The sequence below is a fragment of the Bradyrhizobium sp. HKCCYLS20291 genome (genome assembly GCF_051167715.1).
Lineage (GTDB): Bacteria > Pseudomonadota > Alphaproteobacteria > Rhizobiales > Xanthobacteraceae > Bradyrhizobium.
In genome coordinates this window covers 128,577-147,664 of the sequence record NZ_JBNPTO010000002.1, presented here as the reverse complement: position 1 = coordinate 147,664, position 19,088 = coordinate 128,577, and the positions used below count along the sequence as shown (strand labels likewise).

16 protein-coding genes are annotated in these 19,088 nt (G+C 65.8%); 12 read left to right on the top strand and 4 right to left on the bottom strand.

Annotated elements, in window-relative coordinates; all coding sequences use genetic code 11:
• Nucleotides 1-64 precede the first annotated feature (64 nt).
• The 3 genes from ACQR07_RS04735 (at nucleotide 65) to ACQR07_RS04725 (ending at nucleotide 1,916) form a co-directional block, all read left to right on the top strand.
• Nucleotides 65-622 (top strand): hypothetical protein, encoded by a 558-nt coding sequence (locus ACQR07_RS04735; RefSeq protein WP_434901188.1) that lies wholly within the window; start codon nucleotides 65-67, stop codon nucleotides 620-622.
• A gap of 87 nt (nucleotides 623-709) precedes the next feature.
• A complete protein-coding gene (locus ACQR07_RS04730) occupies nucleotides 710-1,297 on the top strand; it encodes a YdcF family protein (protein WP_434901187.1) in 588 nt (195 codons plus the stop codon).
• A gap of 76 nt (nucleotides 1,298-1,373) precedes the next feature.
• A complete protein-coding gene (locus tag ACQR07_RS04725; protein ID WP_434901186.1) occupies nucleotides 1,374-1,916 on the top strand; it encodes a hypothetical protein in 543 nt (180 codons plus the stop codon).
• 438 nt (nucleotides 1,917-2,354) lie between these two features.
• On the opposite strand, the gene ACQR07_RS04720 is transcribed toward ACQR07_RS04725, so the two are convergent.
• The 4 genes from ACQR07_RS04720 to ACQR07_RS04705 form a co-directional block, all read right to left on the bottom strand.
• On the bottom strand, nucleotides 2,355-3,731 hold the full coding sequence (locus ACQR07_RS04720) for a hypothetical protein (RefSeq protein ID WP_434901185.1): 1,377 nt from the start codon (nucleotides 3,729-3,731) through the stop codon (nucleotides 2,355-2,357).
• An 80-nt stretch (nucleotides 3,732-3,811) separates the two neighbouring features.
• Nucleotides 3,812-4,459, bottom strand: a complete 648-nt coding sequence (locus ACQR07_RS04715) for a hypothetical protein (protein WP_434901184.1) — start codon at nucleotides 4,457-4,459, stop codon at nucleotides 3,812-3,814.
• A gap of 129 nt (nucleotides 4,460-4,588) precedes the next feature.
• A complete protein-coding gene (locus ACQR07_RS04710; protein ID WP_434865033.1) occupies nucleotides 4,589-5,014 on the bottom strand; it encodes a universal stress protein in 426 nt (141 codons plus the stop codon).
• Between the two features lie 53 nt (nucleotides 5,015-5,067).
• Nucleotides 5,068-5,610, bottom strand: a complete 543-nt coding sequence (locus tag ACQR07_RS04705; RefSeq protein WP_434901183.1) for a SixA phosphatase family protein — start codon at nucleotides 5,608-5,610, stop codon at nucleotides 5,068-5,070.
• A gap of 105 nt (nucleotides 5,611-5,715) precedes the next feature.
• On the opposite strand from ACQR07_RS04705, the gene ACQR07_RS04700 reads away from it, so the two are divergent.
• The 9 genes from ACQR07_RS04700 (at nucleotide 5,716) to ACQR07_RS04660 (ending at nucleotide 18,930) form a co-directional block, all read left to right on the top strand.
• On the top strand, nucleotides 5,716-7,152 hold the full coding sequence (locus ACQR07_RS04700; RefSeq protein ID WP_434901182.1) for an NAD(P)/FAD-dependent oxidoreductase: 1,437 nt from the start codon (nucleotides 5,716-5,718) through the stop codon (nucleotides 7,150-7,152).
• 95 nt (nucleotides 7,153-7,247) lie between these two features.
• A complete protein-coding gene (gene msrB, locus ACQR07_RS04695; protein ID WP_434901181.1) occupies nucleotides 7,248-7,751 on the top strand; it encodes a peptide-methionine (R)-S-oxide reductase MsrB in 504 nt (167 codons plus the stop codon).
• A 303-nt stretch (nucleotides 7,752-8,054) separates the two neighbouring features.
• Complete coding sequence (locus ACQR07_RS04690; RefSeq protein WP_434901180.1) at nucleotides 8,055-9,857, top strand: flagellar hook-basal body complex protein; 1,803 nt, start codon at nucleotides 8,055-8,057, stop codon at nucleotides 9,855-9,857.
• Between the two features lie 43 nt (nucleotides 9,858-9,900).
• Complete coding sequence (gene flgK, locus ACQR07_RS04685; RefSeq protein WP_434901179.1) at nucleotides 9,901-11,766, top strand: flagellar hook-associated protein FlgK; 1,866 nt, start codon at nucleotides 9,901-9,903, stop codon at nucleotides 11,764-11,766.
• Between the two features lie 12 nt (nucleotides 11,767-11,778).
• Nucleotides 11,779-13,650 carry a flagellar protein gene (locus ACQR07_RS04680; RefSeq protein ID WP_434901178.1) on the top strand — a complete coding sequence of 624 codons (1,872 nt, stop codon included), beginning with the start codon at nucleotides 11,779-11,781 and terminating at the stop codon, nucleotides 13,648-13,650.
• A 92-nt stretch (nucleotides 13,651-13,742) separates the two neighbouring features.
• Nucleotides 13,743-14,549: a hypothetical protein gene (locus ACQR07_RS04675; RefSeq protein ID WP_434901177.1), complete on the top strand. Its 807-nt coding sequence runs from the start codon at nucleotides 13,743-13,745 to the stop codon at nucleotides 14,547-14,549.
• Nucleotides 14,550-14,559: 10 nt separating this feature from the next.
• Nucleotides 14,560-16,182 (top strand): hypothetical protein, encoded by a 1,623-nt coding sequence (locus ACQR07_RS04670; protein WP_434901176.1) that lies wholly within the window; start codon nucleotides 14,560-14,562, stop codon nucleotides 16,180-16,182.
• Between the two features lie 52 nt (nucleotides 16,183-16,234).
• A complete protein-coding gene (locus ACQR07_RS04665) occupies nucleotides 16,235-17,425 on the top strand; it encodes an ATP-grasp domain-containing protein (RefSeq protein ID WP_434901746.1) in 1,191 nt (396 codons plus the stop codon).
• Nucleotides 17,422-18,930, top strand: coding sequence for a pyridoxal phosphate-dependent decarboxylase family protein (locus tag ACQR07_RS04660; protein WP_434901175.1), 1,509 nt, complete (start codon nucleotides 17,422-17,424; stop codon nucleotides 18,928-18,930). The genes ACQR07_RS04665 and ACQR07_RS04660 overlap by 4 nt, the downstream gene beginning before the upstream one ends.
• The last annotated feature ends 158 nt before the right edge of the window (nucleotides 18,931-19,088 follow it).

Here is a 19,088-nt window from a genome sequence, read left to right as displayed (position 1 = left end):
AGGCGCGCGCCTCACGCAACAGGACCGATCCATTTCCGAGACCTCCACCACAGCCGGCGACGATTTGATCCGCTACGCCTACAAGGCGTCGCTGATCGGCGCGGCGCAGGAATTCCAGCTGACCGCGCAGGGCCTGGCATGGCGGTTCGCCGGCCGCACCGGCCTGTGGCCCTACGCCGAGATCGCCACGATCCGGCTGTCGTTCCGGCCGGTGTCGATGCAGGCGAAACGCTTCCGCGCCGACATCAGCCATCGCGACGGCCGCCGCCTCAGCATCATCTCGACCTCCTGGCAGACCGCGTCCCTGATGGCTCCGCAGAGCGAGGGCTATCGCGCCTTCATCGTGGCGCTGCACGCGCGGCTCGCCGCCAGCGGCAGCACCGCGCGGCTCACCGCGGGCCTCGGCCGCTTCACCTATCGCGCAGCGCTCGCGACCATCGCACTGCTCGCGATCGCGATGGCCGGGCTGCTGGTGCGGGCGCTGATCATCCGCGAATGGTCCGGTGCCCTGTTCCTGATCGGATTCGCTGCGCTGTTCGCCTGGTATGTCGGCGGCTTCATCACCCGCAACCAGCCGCGCAACTACACATTCACGGACATTCCGGCCGCGCTCTTGCCGTGATCACGCGGCGACATCGTCGGTGATTGAAATTGACCGCGCGCAGCGGCCGATCATGCGAGGATGCACGGCCGTCCTGGGAGAGGGATCATGCTCGATCGCGCGCTGCGTTCGCCCGACGCCGATGAGATCGCCGCGATCACTGCGCGGCATTTCGCCGATACCCCGCTGCGGCCCGCCGATCTGCTGTTCGTGTTCGGTACCCGTGTCGAGGAGGAGTTGCGCGCCGAGACCGCGGCCGGCCTGTGGCAGCAGGGCTATTTCCGCCACGCCATCGTCAGCGGCGGCATCACGCCGGGCGCGGATGTTTCGGAGTGCACGCTGATCAAGGCCGCCATGGTCAGGCGCGGCATTCCGGCGGAGCGCATTCTCGAAGAGCACCGCGCCATGAACACCGGCGAGAACGTGCAATTCGCGCTGCCGGTGATCGACACAGCTCTTGGCCTCGCCAACGTCGGCACCGTGATCTGCCTCGGCAACAGCTGGACCGCGCGGCGCTATGCGATGACGATGCAGCGGCACTGGCCGGAGGTGGAGAAGATGCTGCTGACGGTCGACGGCTTCGGCGTGCCGCGGCATCTCTGGCACACCCATCCCGAATTTCGCCGCCGCGTCCTCAGCGAATGGGACAAGATCGAGAGCTACAAGGCGAAGAGGTTCATTGCGGAGTGGCCGTGATCTGTGGATGGTCAGTTTTGTCCCCGGGGGGCGATCGTGCTGCGCGCCGCTCGCAGTCAACATCAGGATGTTCAGAATGCGTGTCATCGCCGCGATTGCACTGATCGCGCTCGGTCTCTTGTTTGCTCCGCTCGTCGCCCCTGCCGCCGAGGTGCCGAAGGAATTGGCGGCCGCGGTGGCCGCGGCGGAAAAGGATGGACGCGCGCTGTTCGAGGCCGCGCGGGGGCCCGTGCCCGCCGAGCAGGCCGTGAACGAAGCCCGCAAGCGGATCGCCAATTTCTGCGCGTACGGCTACAGGCCGGTCGTGGTGTCGCTCCATGGCAAGAGCGCGGTTTACTTCCTGGGGCGATCATCGCAGCCCGAAGAGATTGTGTTCGGCCGGCATTTCAAGGTCGTCGGTGCGAAAGTCATCCAGTCGACCAACGCCTGCGTCACGTCGGGGCCGATTCCACCGAATGCCGTGGCGGGATATGTGGCGCACCTGCTGTCGCCGGCGCCCAGCGAGTTTCACGTCTATTTCTCGATGGCGCACAACAAGGCGATGTTCGTCGGGACGAGCGCCGGAAACTGGCTCGTCCAGAACGGCGAAATCCGCTTTTTGCAGGACCGGAAGAGGTGACGGCCGCGGCTTCCGCGCGCGGCGGAGCTACGTTCACGGACGAAACTTCTTGATACAGATCGGGTCGCCCTTGGGCACGGGAGCGCAGTCCCATTCCGGGCCGAACCCGAAATTCAGCTTCGTATTCGGAAACCAGTAGAAGCAGGAGGCGAGAAAGCAAAGCAAAAAGAGAATGAATAGGATGGACAACAGGTCACCGCGCCTTGGATAAGGCAGAGGCCAGCTCATGACTGTGTCCTCGGTGCGTAGGGTGGGCAAGGCGGCCACCGCCAAGCGGCGGCAAGCCCACCGTGGATCAGCGAACTCATCAGCCCAACGGTGGACACGGCGCGCTCAACCATCACGACTAACAATACTGCTCGGGCGCGCCTTTGCCGACCCAGACAGCCGAATCAACAGCGCCGGCCAATCCGTTTCCCGCAGCGCGCATGCCGCGTGCTAGGGCGTCGATGCATAGTGGCGTGCGCTGAACGACGCGGATGCGGCATCACTGGCCATTGCTGCTCTGAATTGGTGCCGATCCATTGGCTTCCTGCGCGTATCCTCTGCGGTCACGCTTGCCTGCATCGGACCAGCTGACCAGTCGGCATCCACCGAACGCAATGGTACGAAATCCAATCCGCGGCGACCGACATGGGCGACCGCCGTCGGGAGCCGGCTTGCCTGCCCCGTTCGTGTTCCGCGTGACGAGAGCATCGGAACGTCGTAGTCGTCTTCGTCTGTCGCAGGCGGCTCGTAGCTGCGCGGGCAGCCCGTTGGACCCGGTACGGCGAAGTCCCGTTGCTTGCCGGCCAAGGTGTATGAGGCTCGAACGATGCCTCGTGCCAATCCGTTCATGCTGTGCAGACCGATCACGCCGATCGGCTGGGATACGTCAAAGGGGACGGTTCGGACGCAGGGTGACGTGGCTGGCGGGAACTGTTGGTAAAACGGACGGACCCACGCCAGGACCTCCTTGCTCTGGTAAACCCGGTCGATTTCCAGTCGACTGGCGTTCTGCTCTCGAAGAGTTTTGTCGAGGAGTTTGGCTCCGGTCACGGGCGATGGATCGAACGCAAATACTTTGTTGATCCGCTTGTCGGCGAGGCCGGCAAATTGAGCCAACCCGCCACCGAGTGAATGCCCCACAGTAACGATCTGTCGCTTTCGGCTTCCGACCTTGTAACACGGAAGCTCTCTCGCATGATTGACGATGGCGCCTATGTTGCGTCGCAGTTGGCGATAGTGATCATCGGCGCGGAGCCAGCGCGGTGCGGCATTTGCCACCCAATCGGCATACGACGTAAAGATCGTGCCCCTGAATGCGATGCTCACCTCGCTACAGGCCGCTCCACCTTTCTCTGGAAAGCGGGCCCAGACATGAAAGCTTGGACCACCGTCAATTCCGTACGTCCAGCGGTCGTCGCGCTTGATCGTTTCGAGGCAATCATGATCGTCGTAGAGACAGGTAATGTAGCCCTGGCTGCCGAACTGATATCGCCATGACCGCATGTATTTTCTTGCGCGGACGACGAAATCCTCTCGGTCATTGATCTGCTGTGGTGTAAGTCCAGCGGAATCCCCCGCGACGAACTGGACAACGTATTCTTGATGTAACGAGGGGGCAGGCATCAAGTTCAACGTTGGTACATCGATATAAGCCGCTCCAGCTTGGATGGCATAAGGGGCGTAGTACCGAGCATAGTCAGCTGCGTCGGTCGCCGGAATGTATTGATTTGGATAGGTTTGTCCGGCGGCAAGCTGAATGCAAACTGTAGCCTGAAATAGTGCGACGGCAACAAGCCGGAAAACGATCTCGAAAAAGGCGCGTTTCATGAGAGCCTCAGCAGGTCTCAATGCAATGAGAGCGTAACCCAAAATTGCACAACTTAAAGGGGCGCGCAAGTCGAAGCATGTCAGGCGGGTTCGCCGATCCGCTTTGCCGAGCGGATGCCCGCAATGACGACCCAGATGGAGTATGCAACGAAAATTCCGAGCGCGAGTGGAGCCCCGATAAGGACCAGCCATCCGAGCTGGCCGGCATCGAGCATGGGATTATAATCGGCAGCGCCAACATAGTTGCCGAAGACCTGGCACGCACGGCCTTGCTCCGCAGGGGGGCAGGTCTTGCTCGCGAGCGAGCTGGTCGCCATCGTCAATCCGAAATACGGCATGATGGTAAACAGCAGCGCCACGACAAATCCAAGCGACAATCGGCTCCAGATGCCCGTCCATCCCTGGTTGAGCGCCCAGTAACACGCGGTTTGCCATCCAGCGATCGTTGCGAACAATCCGATGCCGAATTTCGTGCTATCGGCGTGAGCGACGATGAAGCCCGCGGTCCCCTGCAACACGAGCCCGATCGCACGACCTGCCGACACAGGTCCAAGGAGACAATCTTGCGTCTGGTCGAGCTGGCAGCCCGTCATGCGGGCAAGGGCTATGATGATCCAAATCGCAATTTCAGGAGCAAACGGAAGGACTGCAAGCAAAGAAAACACCAGCCGATAAGTTCGTCGGCCTGATTCCAAACTACGAGCCGTCTCGAGATTTGCCATTTTCATTCGGCTGGCCCCTGTGGAGGCCGTCGCAGCGACGATATCACTTCCTCGGGCACGAGGAAAGATCACTGAGCAGCGCTGCAGGCGAGGACTTAGAAGAACGGGCAGGCATCCATATCCACCGGTCCGCGCCTACGGCCTCACCACCAGCACCGAGCACTTGGCGTAGCGCACCACGTGGCCCGCGTTGCTGCCGAGGAAGTACGTCCGCATCGCCGGGCGGTGCGAGGTCATCACGATCAGGTCGGCATGGACCTTGGCGGCTTCTTCCAGGATCTCGTGATAGATGCCGCCCTGGCGTACCGTGTAGCTGATGCGCTCGGCCGGGATGCCGGATTCGCGCGCCACGATCGACAGCGCTTCCTCCGCGGTCTCGCGTTGCTGGGCGTCGAAATCGGCCGGGACGTATTCGGCGAGCATCACCGGGGTCATCGGCATCACGTTCAGGAGATGCACCGTGCCGCTCCAGGTCTGGGCCAGCGTCGCCGCGGTGGCGATGGCCGGCTTGGCGAGGTCGGTGTCGGCCAGATCGATCGGAACGAGAATCGATTTGAACATCGCGAGGCCTCCTGATGGTGCGCGCGCATTACGCGCCGCGCCAGGCTGCCCTGTCAATCGACCGAACCGTGCTTGAGCAGCTTCGGCGTCACGAACATCCTGAGCTCGCCGCGCGTGAAGCTGACGTCGGTCCAGTCGTCGCCGGCGAAGTCGAGCACGGCAAGCGCCGCCGTGGGCATGTTGCGCGCCAGCTCGTGGCGGCCATCGGCATCGCCCTTGCCGGTGAGCGCCAGCGCCAGCTCGTGCAGGCCGGGATTGTGGCCGACCACCAGCAGCACCTTCGGATCAGGCGCCGCGGCGAGGCGGATCTGATGCAGGATCTGCATCGCCTCGGCGGCGTAGAGTTCCGGAACGGACTCGACCCGCGGCGCCGCGACGCGGTCCTGCATCGCCGCCCAGGCGAGCTCCCAGGTCTGCTGCGCCCGGACCGCGGTCGACACCAGCACGAGCTCGGGCGCGAGCGGATGGCCGGCGATGAAGTCGCCGATCTCTGCGGCATCCTGGTGCCCGCGCTCGTCGAGACGGCGGTCCTGGTCGCGCCCGGACGGCGCGTCGGTCTCGGTCTTGGCGTGGCGCAGCAGCATCAATCGGCGCATGGAAATCGGTCTCGAATCGTTCAGGCTGTGTCAGGCTGTACCACGTCTCTTTATCGCCATTAAAAGCGTCATGACGTCCGGCACAGGGTTCGCTAAGAAAACGCCATGAGCGAGACTTCCACAAGCGTGAACGACGACGCGGATGCCGCAGCTGCGGCCGACCGTATCCGGCTGACGTTCGATCTCGACGTCGATGTCTGCATCGTCGGCGGGGGCCTGGCCGGGCTGACGACGGCGCTGTGCGCGGCGCGGCAGGGCGCCAGCGTTGCGGTGCTGGAAGGCCGCCATGTCGGCTGGAACGCCTCCGGCCACATGGTCGGCACGGTGCTGCCCGGATTCGACCTCGCCCTGCCGGACCTGATCGAGCGCGTCGGGCTGCAGCAGGCGCGGGCGCTGTGGGCGTTGTCCTGGTCCGGCGCCGAGTTCATCCGGGCCCAGGCGACCGAGGCGGCGATGCCCGGCATCGCCGTGAGCGACGGCGCGCTCGAGGTGTCCAACGTCGATGCCGGCGACGCCCTGATCCGGCGCCTGCAGCTGCTGCACGAGGATTTCGGCACCGAGGTCGAAGGCTGGCAGGTCGAGCGCGTCCGCACCGAGCTCAAGACCAGCCGCTATTTCCACGGCGTGCACTACCCGCGCGCGTTCCAGCTCGACGGCCGCAAATATGTCCATGCGCTGGCGCGGCTCGCGCGCAAGGCGGGGGCGCGGATCTTCGAGGATACGCCGGTGGTCAGCATCGATGCGTCGGGCGTGCGCAAGCGCATCGTGACGCCGTCGGCGCGGATGCGGGCCTCGCACATCGTGCTGGCGGGGAACATCCATCTCGGCGCGCCGCTGCAGAAGCTGTCGGACACGCTGCTGCCGGTGTGGCGCTATGGCGGCGTGACCGCGCCGCTCGGCGAGCGGCTCGCGGAGGCGATCGCGTTCAAGGGCTCGGTCCACGACACCGACGGCATCGACCATTTCCGCATCGTCGACGGCGACCGGCTGATTTGGGCGAGCCCGGAGACCACCTGGGACGCCCGTCCGAGCGGCTTCGCCTCGGCCCTGCAGCGCCGGATCCGGACCGTGTTCCCACAGCTCGGCCGGGTCGAGATCACCGAGACCTTCGGCGGCGTCACCGGTCAGACCGTGCACGGCATGCCGCAGATCGGACAATTGCGCAAAGGCCTGTGGGTCGCGAGCGGCTTCGGCCGCCAGGGCATGAACACCTCGGCAATGGCCGGGCAATTGATCTCGCAGGCGATCCTGGCCGGCGACGACCGCTGGAAACTGTTCTCGCCGTTCGAGCTGGTGTGGGCCGGCGGTCTGAGCGGCCGGGTCGCCGGCCACGTGGTCAATCTCTGGGTCCGCGGCCGATCTGCTGCGGCCGGAACGCTGGCGCGGCATCGCGAACGGGCGCGGGCGCAGGAGCGCGTCCGCGAGCTCAGGGCCGCGGAGGCCCGGCGACAGGGCGCCCAGCGCCCGGGCTCCCGGCTCCCGCTGCGGCCGCAGCCGTCCGACCTGACCCGCCGTCCCGACGCCGGGGAGGGCGGCGCCTAGCTCGCAATAAAGTGAGACCATGGGAGCGCGCCCGACGTAACTTCGCGTGATCCCATCCGTAAGTCCGGTAACCCCATCGCCGTACGGAGACGTTCATGATCGACCGCCGCCTGATGTTCACCACTGCCGCCGGCCTGTTCGGCTTCGCCGCCTTGCGCTGGTTCGGCGGCTCCGCACCGGCCCGCGCCGCCGAGAAGTTCGAGATCGAGAAGACCGAGGCCGAGTGGCGCGCCAAGCTGTCGCCGGAGCAGTACGAGATCCTGCGCGAGGAGGGCACCGAGCGGCCCTGGACCAGCCCGCTGCTCAAGGAGCACCGCAAGGGCACCTTCGCCTGCGCCGGCTGCGACCTGCCGCTGTTCTCCTCGGAGACCAAGTTCGACAGCGGCACCGGCTGGCCGAGCTTCTTCAAGCCGCTCGACAATGCGGTCGCCACCCGCCACGACAAGACCTACGGCATGGTCCGCACCGAGGTGCATTGCCGCCGCTGCGGCGGCCATCTCGGCCACGTGTTCGACGACGGCCCCAAGCCGACCGGACTGCGCTACTGCATGGATGGGTTGTCGCTCGCGTTCCATCCGGCCAATCCGTCGTCCACCTGACGACAATAATCTGCGCCTGGTTTGCCGCGCGCGTCCGTTGAAGGCCTGAAAAGCGGGTCTTCACGACGCGCCGGCATCTGCGCGCAGCAGCCGTGCCGGGGCGCCGATGGCGCACGCGCCGGCCCGGCAAGAACTGCCCGCTCGGCAATTGTTCACCACTCTTGCTACCGCTTTTTTGACGTCATTATTTTTCAAGCCGTTGATTTTACAGCCAAATCATATCTGGCACGGCGATTGCGACAGCTCTCCACGAAAACGCGGTCCGGGGCGAACCGGCCGTAGGGTCAATGTGGAGAGATTGGTATGGGTATCTTCGACGCGATGAACACCTCGGTGAGCGGCCTGTCCGCTCAATCATTCGCGCTGCAGAACATTTCCGGCAACATCGCGAACGCCTCGACCACCGGCTACAAGGGCATCGGCACCAGCTTCGAAGACCTGATCCCGAACGCCACCAACCCGACCCGGCAGAACGCCGGCGGCGTCACCGCCTTCGCCAAGGCGACCATCACCACCCAGGGCACCGTCTCGACATCCTCCGTCGCCACCAACATGGCGATCAACGGCGACGGCTTCTTCAACGTGCAGAAGGCCTCGTCGGTGGTCGACAACGTCCCGGTCTTCACCGGCGTCACCGACTACACCCGCCGCGGCGACTTCCAGCTCAACGCCAACGGCAACCTGATCAACGGCGCCGGCTACTATCTGATGGGCGTCGCGGTCGACGCCAAGACCGGCAACGCCACCGGCAACGTGCCGACCGTGCTGCAGTTCGCCAACAACTTCGTGCCGGCGCAGGCGACCACTGCGATCCAATACGCCGCCAACCTGCCGACGCAGCCGAAGACCGGCGCCAGCGGCAACGCGGCGACCGGCACGCTGGTCGCGGCCGGCGGTCTCAACTCGGCCGACCTGTCCAACGTGCCGCTGCCGGTCGGCACCAATTTCTACTACGACAAGACGGTGACCGGCACCACGGCTCAGAACAAGGTCCCGGCGCAGATCACGACCTCGACATTGCTGAGCGGCGCCAGCGGCGACTCGATCTCGTCCAATTTCGCCACGGGCGATACGATCGTCATGACCGGCAGCGCCGGCGACGTCGTCACCTTCTCCTTCGTCGCCTCCGGTGCTTCGGGCAATCAGATCAACATCACCGACTCCGTCGGCACGCTGCTCGCCAAGATCGGCGCCGTGACGGGCGTGCAGCCGACCATCACCAGCGGCCAGATCACGCTGCATTCCGGCAGCGGCGAGGACTGGACGTTGACCAGCGCAGCCACAGGCTTTACCGCGCTCGGCTTCACGTCGCCGTTGAATCTGGCCCGCAATTCCAGCGCCGGCACAGGCATCGTGATCGGCAACGATCTCACCAACTTCAACAACGAGACCATCTCCGGCGGCGCGGTCACCACCTACAACGCGGCCGGCACGCCGGTGAACGTGCAGCTGCGTTGGGGCAAGACCGACAGCGCGACGCTCGGCACCGGCCACAAGGACACCTGGAACCTGTTCTACCAGACCAACTCCAGCGCCACCGGCTCGACGGTGGCCTGGCAGAACGTCGGCACCAATTTCCAGTTCGCCTCCGACGGCTCGCTGACCTCGCCGACGACCTCCAACATCTCGATCCCGAACGTCGTCGTCGACGGCACCACCCTCGGCACAGTCAGCCTCAACATCTCCTCCGGCGCGCTGACGCAATATGCCAGCACGATCGGGTCGGCGACCATCAACAACATCTCGCAGAACGGCTTCGCCGCCGGTCAGCTGCAGTCGGTCGCGGTCAACAACAGCGGCATCGTCACCGGCACCTTCTCCAACGGCCAGACCATCAACCTGGCGCAGGTGACCTTGTCGCACTTCAACGGCACCAACTACCTGAAGGCGCTCGACGGCGGCGCCTATGAGGCGACCGACCAGTCCGGCCAGGCCATCATCGGTGCCTCCGGCAAGATCTCGGGCGGCTCGCTCGAGGGCTCCAACACCGACATCGCCGACGAGTTCACCAAGTTGATCGTCACCCAGCAGGCCTATTCGGCCAACACCAAGGTGATCACCACGGCCAACTCCATGGTGCAGGATCTTCTGAACGTGCTGCGCTGACGCGCAGCCACGTGGCAGTTGAATTGACATAAGGCAAACGAACATGGGTTTGAGTTCAGCCCTCGCCACCGCGATGTCCGGCCTGCGCTCGACGCAGGCGGCGCTGTCGATCATCTCGTCGAACGTCTCCAACGCCAACACGCCTGGCTACGTCGCGCAGAACCCGAACCAGATCGAGGTCGCCAGCGGCGGCTTCGGCTCGACGGTGATGACGACAGGCGTCAATCGCCAGCTCGATTTGTTCGTGCAGAACCAGCTCCGCATCGAGACCTCGGGCGGAGCCTATGCCAATCAAATGGCCAACATCCTGACCCAGCTGCAGAGCGTGTACGGCACGCCCGGCGGCAGCGGCACCCTGGAGACGGCGCTCAACAACTTCACGACTGCGCTGCAGTCGCTGTCCAACAATCCGAGCAACCAGTCGGCGCAGTCGGTGGCGCTGTCGGCTGCCCAGGGCCTCGCGCAGCAGCTCAACGCGACCACCAAGGGCATCCAGACCCTGCGCACCAATGTCGAGCAGGACATCGGCGATTCGGCGACTCAGGCCAACGCCGCGATCTCGCAGATCGCCACCTTGAACACGCAGCTGCAGGGCCTCAGCCCGTCGGATCCGCTGACCGCCACGCTGCAGGACCAGCGCGACAACGCGATCGACACGCTGTCGAAATTTGTCGACATCCGCGTCGTGTCGGACTCGACCAACGGCGTCAGCATCTTCACCAATTCCGGCGTGCAGCTGGTCGGTGCAGGCCTGAGCTCGCAGTTCACCTTCTCCTCGCCGGGCACGCTCGACGCCACCTCGCAATACAACAGCAACCCGACCAAGAACGGCGTCGGGCAGCTCAACATCAAGCTCTCCAACGGCGTCACGCTCGATGTCGTCGCCAACAATCTCTTGAACTCGGGCCAGATCGCGGCCGACCTCAAGCTGCGTGACCAGACCCTGGTGCAGGCGCAGACCCAGGTCGACCAGCTCGCGGCGACGATGGCTTCGGCGCTGTCCGACAAGACCACGGCCGGCACCGCGGTGACCGGGCCGCCGGCCGGCTTCGACGTCTCGACGACAGGGCTCTTGGCCGGCAACACGATCAACCTGACCTACACGGATTCGAGCAACGTCCAGCGCCAGGTCAAGATCGTCAACGTCAACGACCCGGCCGCGCTGCCGCTGCAGAACGCCACCGGCGCCAATCCGTCCTATGTCGGCGTCGACTTCTCGCTCGGCATGGCCTCGGTGGTGACGCAGCTCAACAGCGCGCTCGGGTCGGCGCATCTGCAGTTCGCCAACCCCTCCGGCACGACGCTGCGCATCACCGACGACGGCACCAGCCAGGCGACGGTGAAGGCGGCATCGAGCACGACCACGGTGCAGACGCTCGCCAGTGGCAACGCGCAGCTGCCGGTGTTCACCGACGGCGGCGCGCTGTACACCGGCGCGATCACCTCGACCGGCTCGCAGATGACGGGACTCGCCGGGCGGCTCAACGTCAATCCGGCGCTGCTCAACGATGCGACCAAGCTGTCGACCTATTCGACCTCGCCGCAGACGGCGGCGGGCGATGCGACCCGGCCGGACTTCATTTTTGCGCAACTGACCTCGGCGACGTTCAGCTACTCGCCGACGACCGGGCTCGGCTCCCCGGCGCAGCCGTTCCAGGGCACCGTGTCGGGCTATCTGCAGCAGTTCGTCAGCCAGCAAGGCAGCGCCGCGACGCTGGCGACGCAACTCAGCCAGGGCCAGAGCGTCGTCGTCTCGACGCTGAAGGAAAAGTTCAACGCCACGGCCGGGGTCAACATGGACAGCGAGATGTCCAACCTGATCCAGGTCCAGAACACCTACGCGGCCAATGCCCATATCATGTCCGTCGTGCAGAGCATGATGCAGAGCCTGCTCCAGGCCTTCCAGTAAGGTGCGTGTCAGATGACGATCAGCAGTGTCAATTACGGAACGTCTCTGCTCGGCCTGTCCGTGCGGAACATCTCCAAGCAGCTTGCGGACCTCTCGACCCAGCTGTCGAGCGGCACCAAGGCGAACAACTACGCCGGCATGGGGCCGGACGAGGGTTTCGCCGTCGCGGCGCGGGCACAGTTGTCGAACATCTCCGCCTTCACGCTGACGATGACCCACGTCAACACGGTGATCGGCGCGGTCAACACCTCGCTGCAGTCGCTGTCCAAGATCAACGATCAGGTACAGAACGGGGCGTCGGCGACGCCGCAGAACCTGACCAGCACGGGCCAGACCACCGGACAGCTGACGGCCTCGTCGAACCTGTCGGCGATCGTCGGCATCCTCAACACCCAGGTGGGCGATCGCTTCATCTTCTCCGGCAGCGCGACCGACCGTCCGGCCATCGTGCCGGCCGACGAGATCCTGAACGGCACCGCCACCCAGGCCGGCCTCAAGCAGGTCATCGCCGAGCGGCGGCAGGCCGATCTCGGCCTCAACGGCCTCGGCCGCCTCAACCTCTCGGCCTCGGCGACGGTGCCGATCACCTTGGCGGAGGACGTCGCCGGCTCGCCGTTCGGCTTCAAGCTGAGCTCGGTGACCTCGTCGCTGACGAACGCCACCGTGACCGGGCCGTCCGGCTCGCCCGCCGGCATCTCGGTCGACCTCACGGCCGGCAATCCCAACGCCGGCGATCAGATCGGCTTCACCTTCAAGCTGCCCGACGGCACCTCGGAATCGATCCAGCTGACCGCGTCGACCACGACGCCGGCGCCGGCCAACACGTTCGCGATCGGCGCGACGCCGGCTGCGACCTCGGCGAATCTCAACGCGGCACTGAACACGGCGATCACGACGCTCGCCAACACCTCGCTCGTCGCCGCCTCCGCGGTGACGGCCGGCGACAACTTCTTCAACACCGCGAGCGCGGTGTCGGGAACGGTCGTCAACAACAAGGCTGCAACTCCGGCACCAATCACCGGCGCGACGCTGCTGTCGGGCGGGTCGCCCAGCAATTCGATCGCGACCAACTTCGCCAGCGGCGACACGCTCACCGTGAACGGCCAGACGCTGACTTTTGTCGGCGCCGGTGCGAACGGCAACAACCAGATCAACATCACAGATAACGTGCAGACGCTGCTGTCGAAGATCGACACACTGAGCGGCACATCGAAGGCCTCGACGGTGAGCGGCGGCGCCATCACGCTGCGCACCGACGATGCGGCGAGCTTCTCGGTGACCAGCTCGAATGCCGGCGCCCTGGCGGCGCTCGGCTTCTCCGGCACGGTCACCGCTTCGACGCCGCCATTGCGGGTCTCCGGTACGCCCCTGGGGTCGGCAACGAGTCTCGTCAACGGCTCGACCAACACCGTGTCCTGGTACACCGGCAACAACGGTCCGGGCACGGCGCGCTCGACCGCGACCATCCGCATCGACACTTCGCAGAGCATCCAGTTCGGCGCCCAGGGCAACGAGGTCGCGATCCGCAACCTCGTGCAGCAGACCGCGGTCTATGCCGCCGTCAACACCCCGCCGGCGGGCGCCAATGCGGGGCAGCAGATCGGTGCGCTCAGCCAGCGCATCGCCTCCAACCTGACGTCGCAGCTCGGCCAGCAGACGATCTCGGACATCCAGACCGACTTCGCCAACGCCCAGACCACGATGAAGGACGCCACGGCGCGCCAGACACAGGCCAAGGCGGCGATGCAGAGCCTGGTCGACCAGACCGAGGGCATCTCGCAGCAGGAGGTCGCAAGCCAGATCCTGCAGCTGCAGACCAACCTCCAGGCGTCCTATCAGACGACGGCGATGCTGGCTCAGCTGACGCTCGTGAAGTACCTGTAAAATCACGGAGACGGCGGTTAGGTTTTCGTTAACCACGTCTCTTTAGCTTTTGTTCAGATGTGGGGCGGGAGCCTCGTTTTCTGGAGGCTGACGTGAGTAACCCGACCGACGAGCGCATCCATCTGGTGATCGCAACACCATGCTTCGGCGGCCAGGTGTCGAGCATCTATGCGAGCTCGGTGTTCGCCTTGCAGCGCGAGCTGCGCGCCACCTCCAACGTCGGCCTGACGGTCCATATGCGCGACGGCGATGCGTTGATCACCCGCGCCAGGGCCAACCTGGTCACGCTGTTCCTCAACGATCCCACCGCGACCCATCTGCTGTTCGTCGATGCCGACATCGGCTTCACGCCGAAGCAGGTGTTCCGGCTGATCGAATCCGGCGGCGACATGGTGGCCGGCGTCTATCCGGTCAAGAAGGTCAACTGGACCAAGGCGCGCCGCGCCGTTCACGACAATCGGATGGACGTGCCGGCGGCGTCGCTTGACTACGTGCTTGAGATCGAGAACCCCGACCACGTCGCCGTGGTCAATGGTTTCACCCGCGTCCGCTATGCCGGCACCGGCTTCCTGATGATCCGCCGCCACGTCATCGAGGCGATGATCGCGCATCCGGCCTACGCGCCGCTGCAGTTCTTCCGCGAGCATTCGCACGATGCGCTGGCCGGCAGCCCGAACCGGTTCGCACTGTTCGAGTGCATGATCGAGCCCGACACCGGCACCTATCTCAGCGAGGATTTCGCGTTCTGCAGGCGCTGGACCGATCTCGGCGGCGAGATCTGGGCCGATCTCGACAGCCGTCTGGATCACGTCGGCCCATCCGTCTTTCATGGCAATGTCGCCTCGCAATTCGCGTCGGCTGTAGCGGTTGCCACCGCTGCTGCCGCCGACGCAGCCTGATGATTGTCAGATGAACTCGGCTGCGACCCGGTCGGAGATCAGGAATTCGTCCGGTCCGGAGCGGCGCGTGCAGGGCGCTGTGACCGGACTGCGCGATCTGTTCGCATTGCTCGGCGATCTCCTGATCGATGGCGGCGATACACGTCTCGCACTGGACCGTCCCTGGGGGCGCAACGGCTATGGCTGCCCGCCGTCGCCCGCGCCCGACATGCAGTGCTTCGCATCGAGCACCGCCTCGCCGATCTCCGAGCGCGCCTATGCCCGCGTCGAGCTGGCGCGCGAGCAGTTGATGCATGGCGCGATCTCGCTCGGGCTCGAGCAGGCGCTCGACCGGCGCACCGAGGAGATGCGCTGCGAGCTGCGCCAGCATCTCGGTCTGCCCGGCGATGTCGACATCGTGTTCTCGCCCTCCGGCACGGATTCGCAGCTGCATGCGCTGGCGCTGACCCGGTCGCTGCTCGGTGACGATGTCACGAGCGTGGTCATCGGCTCCGACCAGACCGGCAGCGGCACGGCCGCGAGCGCGCGCGGCCGCCATTTCAGCACGCGGACCGCGGGCGGCCTCGCCGTCACCAAGGACGTACCGATCGAAGGCCTCGACGGCGATGCGCAGCAGTTGCCGCTACTCGATAGCACCACCATGCAGGCGCGCGGTGATATCGACGAAGCCGCGCTCGCTGCCGTCGAGGCTCTCGTGCGCGACGGCCGCAACGTGCTGCTGCAGGTGATGGACTCCTCCAAGCTCGGCTGGCGGGCGCCGGACCGCTCATGTCTGGACGAGGTGTCGCAACGCTGGCCCGGGCGCGTGCAGATCGTGGTCGACGCCTGCCAGATGCGGCTGAGCCCGGCGCGGCTGGCCGAGCATCTCGATCGCGGCCATCTCGTGCTGATCTCGGGATCCAAGTTCTTCGGCGGACCGGCCTTCAGTGGCGCGCTGCTCGTGCCTCGCGCCGTGTCATCCGGGTTGCGCAACGGCCATCCGATCGCGCCCGGCATCTTCGACTACGCCAATCGCAGCGATTGGCCGGCCGGCTGGAGCGATCTGCGGGCGCGTTCCGCGCCGCGCGCCAATATCGGCCAATGGCTGCGCTGGGAGGCTGCGCTCGAGGAGATCGCTGCCTATCACCAGGTGCCGGCTACGTTTCGCCGGATGGCGATCAGGCAGCTCGGTGAGGCGATCGAGAGTCTGCTGATGCTGTCGCCCGTGCTGCATCCAATTGCCACCGGCGCTGTCTTTGCCGATGACGATGAGTTCGGCTTTGCCACGGTGTTTCCGTTCGCGCTCCGGCGCAACGGCGAACTGCTCGGCATCGGCGAGACGCAGGCAGTCTATCGCGCGCTGCAGCTCGATCTCAGTGGGCGATTTCACGGGCGCATGGCCGACGTCGCTGCACGCCGGTGTCTGCTCGGCCAACCCGTCCGGATCGAACGGCCGTCGGGCGCGCCGATCGCCGCCTTGCGGCTATGCATCGGGGCGCGCCAGATCACCGAGGCGTGGGCCGACGACGTCACCAGCCGCCGCATCAATCTCGACGCCGATATCGACCGGATCGTGGACGTCGTCGCAAAAACAGAGCTGCTCGTGTCGGATGTGAGCAGCCAGGATCTCAGGGACATCTGCAATGCCAACTGATTTGCTCGCGCTGGCCGACACCGCCGGTGCAGGATGCGCTGACCGGGTCGGCATGGCCAAGATCGCCAAGGCCGCCTTCGACGGTCAGGACCTCGAGCCGCGATGGACCGCGTTGCTCGCCAAGCTGCTCGGCGGCAGCGCCGAGGCTGGGGAGGGACTCGACCTCGCGCTGATCGCGCAGCTGCGCGGCGACAAGGCGTCGGGGCTGGCAATCCAGCATGACGTGCTGCAGTCCCACCAGCTCTATCGTGTCGCGGGCGGACCCGCGGCGCCGCGGCTGCGCGTGCTCGCGCTCGCGGCCGCCACCGACATGGGCAGCAACACGCCGATCGAGTTTCTGCTCGAAGACACCGACATCGAGCTAATGCTGCTATACGTCGTGCCGGGCGCCGCGCTGCCGGCGCCGCTGCCTGCCCATGACGTCGCCATCGTGATCGCCTCGGATTCGGAGGATTGCCAGCATGCGCTGCGCGAGATCGACGCCGTGGCCGCGCGCTGGCCGCGTCCGCTGCTCAATCCGCCGCAGCAGATCTGGCATCTCGATCGCGACAAGCTGCATGCGCGGCTCGCGGGCATCGAGGGGCTCGTCATTCCGGCGACGCTGGCGGCCGGCCGCGACCTGCTGGTCGAGATCTCCGAAGAGCGCGAATGGCTGAGCGCGGTCGCCGAGGACCTGACGTTTCCGATCATCATCCGGCCGCGCGGCTCGCATGCCGGCGTCGGGCTCGAGAAGGTCGATGAGGCAATCGAGCTCTCGCTCTATCTCGACGAGCGCGACGAGCAGGAGTTCTTCGTCTCGCGCTTCATCGACTATGCCAGCGAGGACGGCCTGTTCCGCAAGTACCGGGTCGTGTTCGTCGATGGCACCGCCTATGCGTGCCACATGGCGATCGCCAACCGCTGGGACATCTGGTACCTCAACGCCGGCATGGCGGCGAGCGAGAGCAAGCGCCTCGAAGAGGCGGCGTTCATGCAGACATTCGACATCGGCTTCGGCCGGCGGCACCGCAGCGTGCTCGCCGCGATCGCCGAGCGCATCGGCCTCGACTATTTCATCATCGACTGTGCCGAGACCAGGGACGGTGCGCTGCTGGTGTTCGAAGCCGACAACACGGCGGTCGTGCACAACATGGATCCGCCGGACGTCTTCCCCTACAAGCCGCCGCAGATGCAGAAGATCTTCACAGCCTTCGCGAGCATGATCACCAGGCGCGCCGCTACGGCGACGGAGCAGGCGGCGTGAGCGCCACCGCGCCCACCGATCATTCCGTGCGGCCGGCCGGGACGCTCGACCCGCAGCACTGGGACGAGGTGCGTGCGCAGGGTCATCGCATGCTCGACGACATGATCGACTACGTCGCCGGCATCCGCGATCGTCCGGTCTGGCAACCGATGTCGCCCGAGACGCGGCGACGCTTTCGCAGCGAGCTGCCGCGCGCGCCGACCGATCTGGCCGCCGTCTATGCCGATTTCAACGAGCTCGTCGTTCCGCATGCCACCGGCAACGTCCATCCCGGCTTCATGGGCTGGGTGCATGGCGGCGGCACGGTGGTCGGCATGCTGGCCGAGATGCTGGCAGCGGGACTAAACGCCAATCTCGGCGGCCGCGATCATGCGCCGATCGAGATCGAGCGCCAGGTGGTGGACTGGACGCGGCAGCTGTTCGGCTTCCCGCAGGGCGCCAGCGGCCTGTTCGTCACCGGAACCTCGATGGCCAATCTGCTGGCCGTTCTCGTTGCAAGGCGCGCAGCGCTCGGCGCGCGCGTGCGCAGCGAAGGCCTCGGCGAGGCCGGGCAGCGGCTGCGGGCCTACACGTCGAAGGCCGCGCATGGCTGCATCGCCAAGGCGATGGACATTGCCGGCCTCGGCAGCAACGCGCTCGAATGCATCGGGATCGATGCCGCGCACCGGATCGACGTCGCCGCATTGCGCGGCGCGATCGCTCGGGACCGCGCTGCGGGCCTGCATCCCTTTCTCGTCGTCGCCTCGGCCGGCACGGTCGACATCGGCGCGATCGACGATCTCACAGCGGTGGCTGAGCTCTGCCGCTGCGAAGGATTGTGGTTTCACGTCGACGGCGCCTTCGGCGCGCTGGCGATGCTCTCGCCCGAGTTGGCGCCGAAGCTCGCCGGGATCGAACGGGCCAATTCGATCGCGCTCGATTTCCACAAATGGGGGCAGGTGCCCTACGACGCCGGCTTTCTGCTGGTGCGTGATGGCGAACAGCATCGCGAGGCCTTTGCGTCGCCCGCCGCCTATCTGCGCCGCGAGACGCGCGGCCTAGCCGCGGGCTCCGAATGGCCCTGCGATCTCGGACCGGATCTGTCGCGCGGCTTCCGTGCGCTGAAGACCTGGTTCACGCTGCGGACGTTCGGCGGCGATGCGCTGGGCGCCATGATGGCGAAGAGCTGCGAGCTGGCGCGCGATCTCGAAGCGCGCGTGCTGGCCGAGCCCGAGCTCGAGCTGCTCGCGCCGGTCAACCTCAACATCGTCTGCTTCCGTTACCGCGGTGATGACGCCGATGCCGTCAACGCCGAGATCGTCGCCGACATCCACGAGTCGGGCATCGCCGCGCCGTCGACGACGATGTTGGACGGACGGCTCGCGATCCGCGCCGCCATCGTCAACCATCGCACTCAGCAGGTCGATCTCGCGCGTCTGGTCGCCGCCGTCCTGAGCTTCGGACGGCAGCGCACAGGCGGCGACACGCCATTGATGGAGATGTCCTCGCCGTCGATCGCCCCCTGAAGCCGACGGCCGTTTTTCGGCATGAAGCCGTGCGCGGACTGCGCGCGGTGACGGCCGTTCGAAGCCTTTTCAAAGGTGGTTTACAGGCAATGAAGGCGGCGGGCGTTTGGTAAATCCCTGAGCGTTTTCAACGCGGCCTTCGGGCCTCCACGACGATC

Bases quoted from the DNA above. Each gene is read 5' to 3' on its own strand.
- ACQR07_RS04730 (WP_434901187.1), top strand. From the start codon at position 710: ATGCTCGATCGCGCGCTGCGTTCGCCCGACGCCGATGAGATCGCCGCG.
- ACQR07_RS04690 (WP_434901180.1), top strand. From the start codon at position 8,055: ATGGGTATCTTCGACGCGATGAACACCTCGGTGAGCGGCCTGTCCGCT.
- ACQR07_RS04665 (WP_434901746.1), top strand. From the start codon at position 16,235: ATGGCCAAGATCGCCAAGGCCGCCTTCGACGGTCAGGACCTCGAGCCG.
- ACQR07_RS04680 (WP_434901178.1), top strand. From the start codon at position 11,779: ATGACGATCAGCAGTGTCAATTACGGAACGTCTCTGCTCGGCCTGTCC.
- ACQR07_RS04700 (WP_434901182.1), top strand. From the start codon at position 5,716: ATGAGCGAGACTTCCACAAGCGTGAACGACGACGCGGATGCCGCAGCT.
- flgK (WP_434901179.1), top strand. From the start codon at position 9,901: ATGGGTTTGAGTTCAGCCCTCGCCACCGCGATGTCCGGCCTGCGCTCG.
- ACQR07_RS04705 (WP_434901183.1), bottom strand. From the start codon at position 5,610: ATGCGCCGATTGATGCTGCTGCGCCACGCCAAGACCGAGACCGACGCG.
- ACQR07_RS04715 (WP_434901184.1), bottom strand. From the start codon at position 4,459: ATGAAAATGGCAAATCTCGAGACGGCTCGTAGTTTGGAATCAGGCCGA.
- ACQR07_RS04725 (WP_434901186.1), top strand. From the start codon at position 1,374: ATGCGTGTCATCGCCGCGATTGCACTGATCGCGCTCGGTCTCTTGTTT.
- ACQR07_RS04720 (WP_434901185.1), bottom strand. From the start codon at position 3,731: ATGAAACGCGCCTTTTTCGAGATCGTTTTCCGGCTTGTTGCCGTCGCA.
- ACQR07_RS04670 (WP_434901176.1), top strand. From the start codon at position 14,560: ATGAACTCGGCTGCGACCCGGTCGGAGATCAGGAATTCGTCCGGTCCG.
- ACQR07_RS04710 (WP_434865033.1), bottom strand. From the start codon at position 5,014: ATGTTCAAATCGATTCTCGTTCCGATCGATCTGGCCGACACCGACCTC.
- msrB (WP_434901181.1), top strand. From the start codon at position 7,248: ATGATCGACCGCCGCCTGATGTTCACCACTGCCGCCGGCCTGTTCGGC.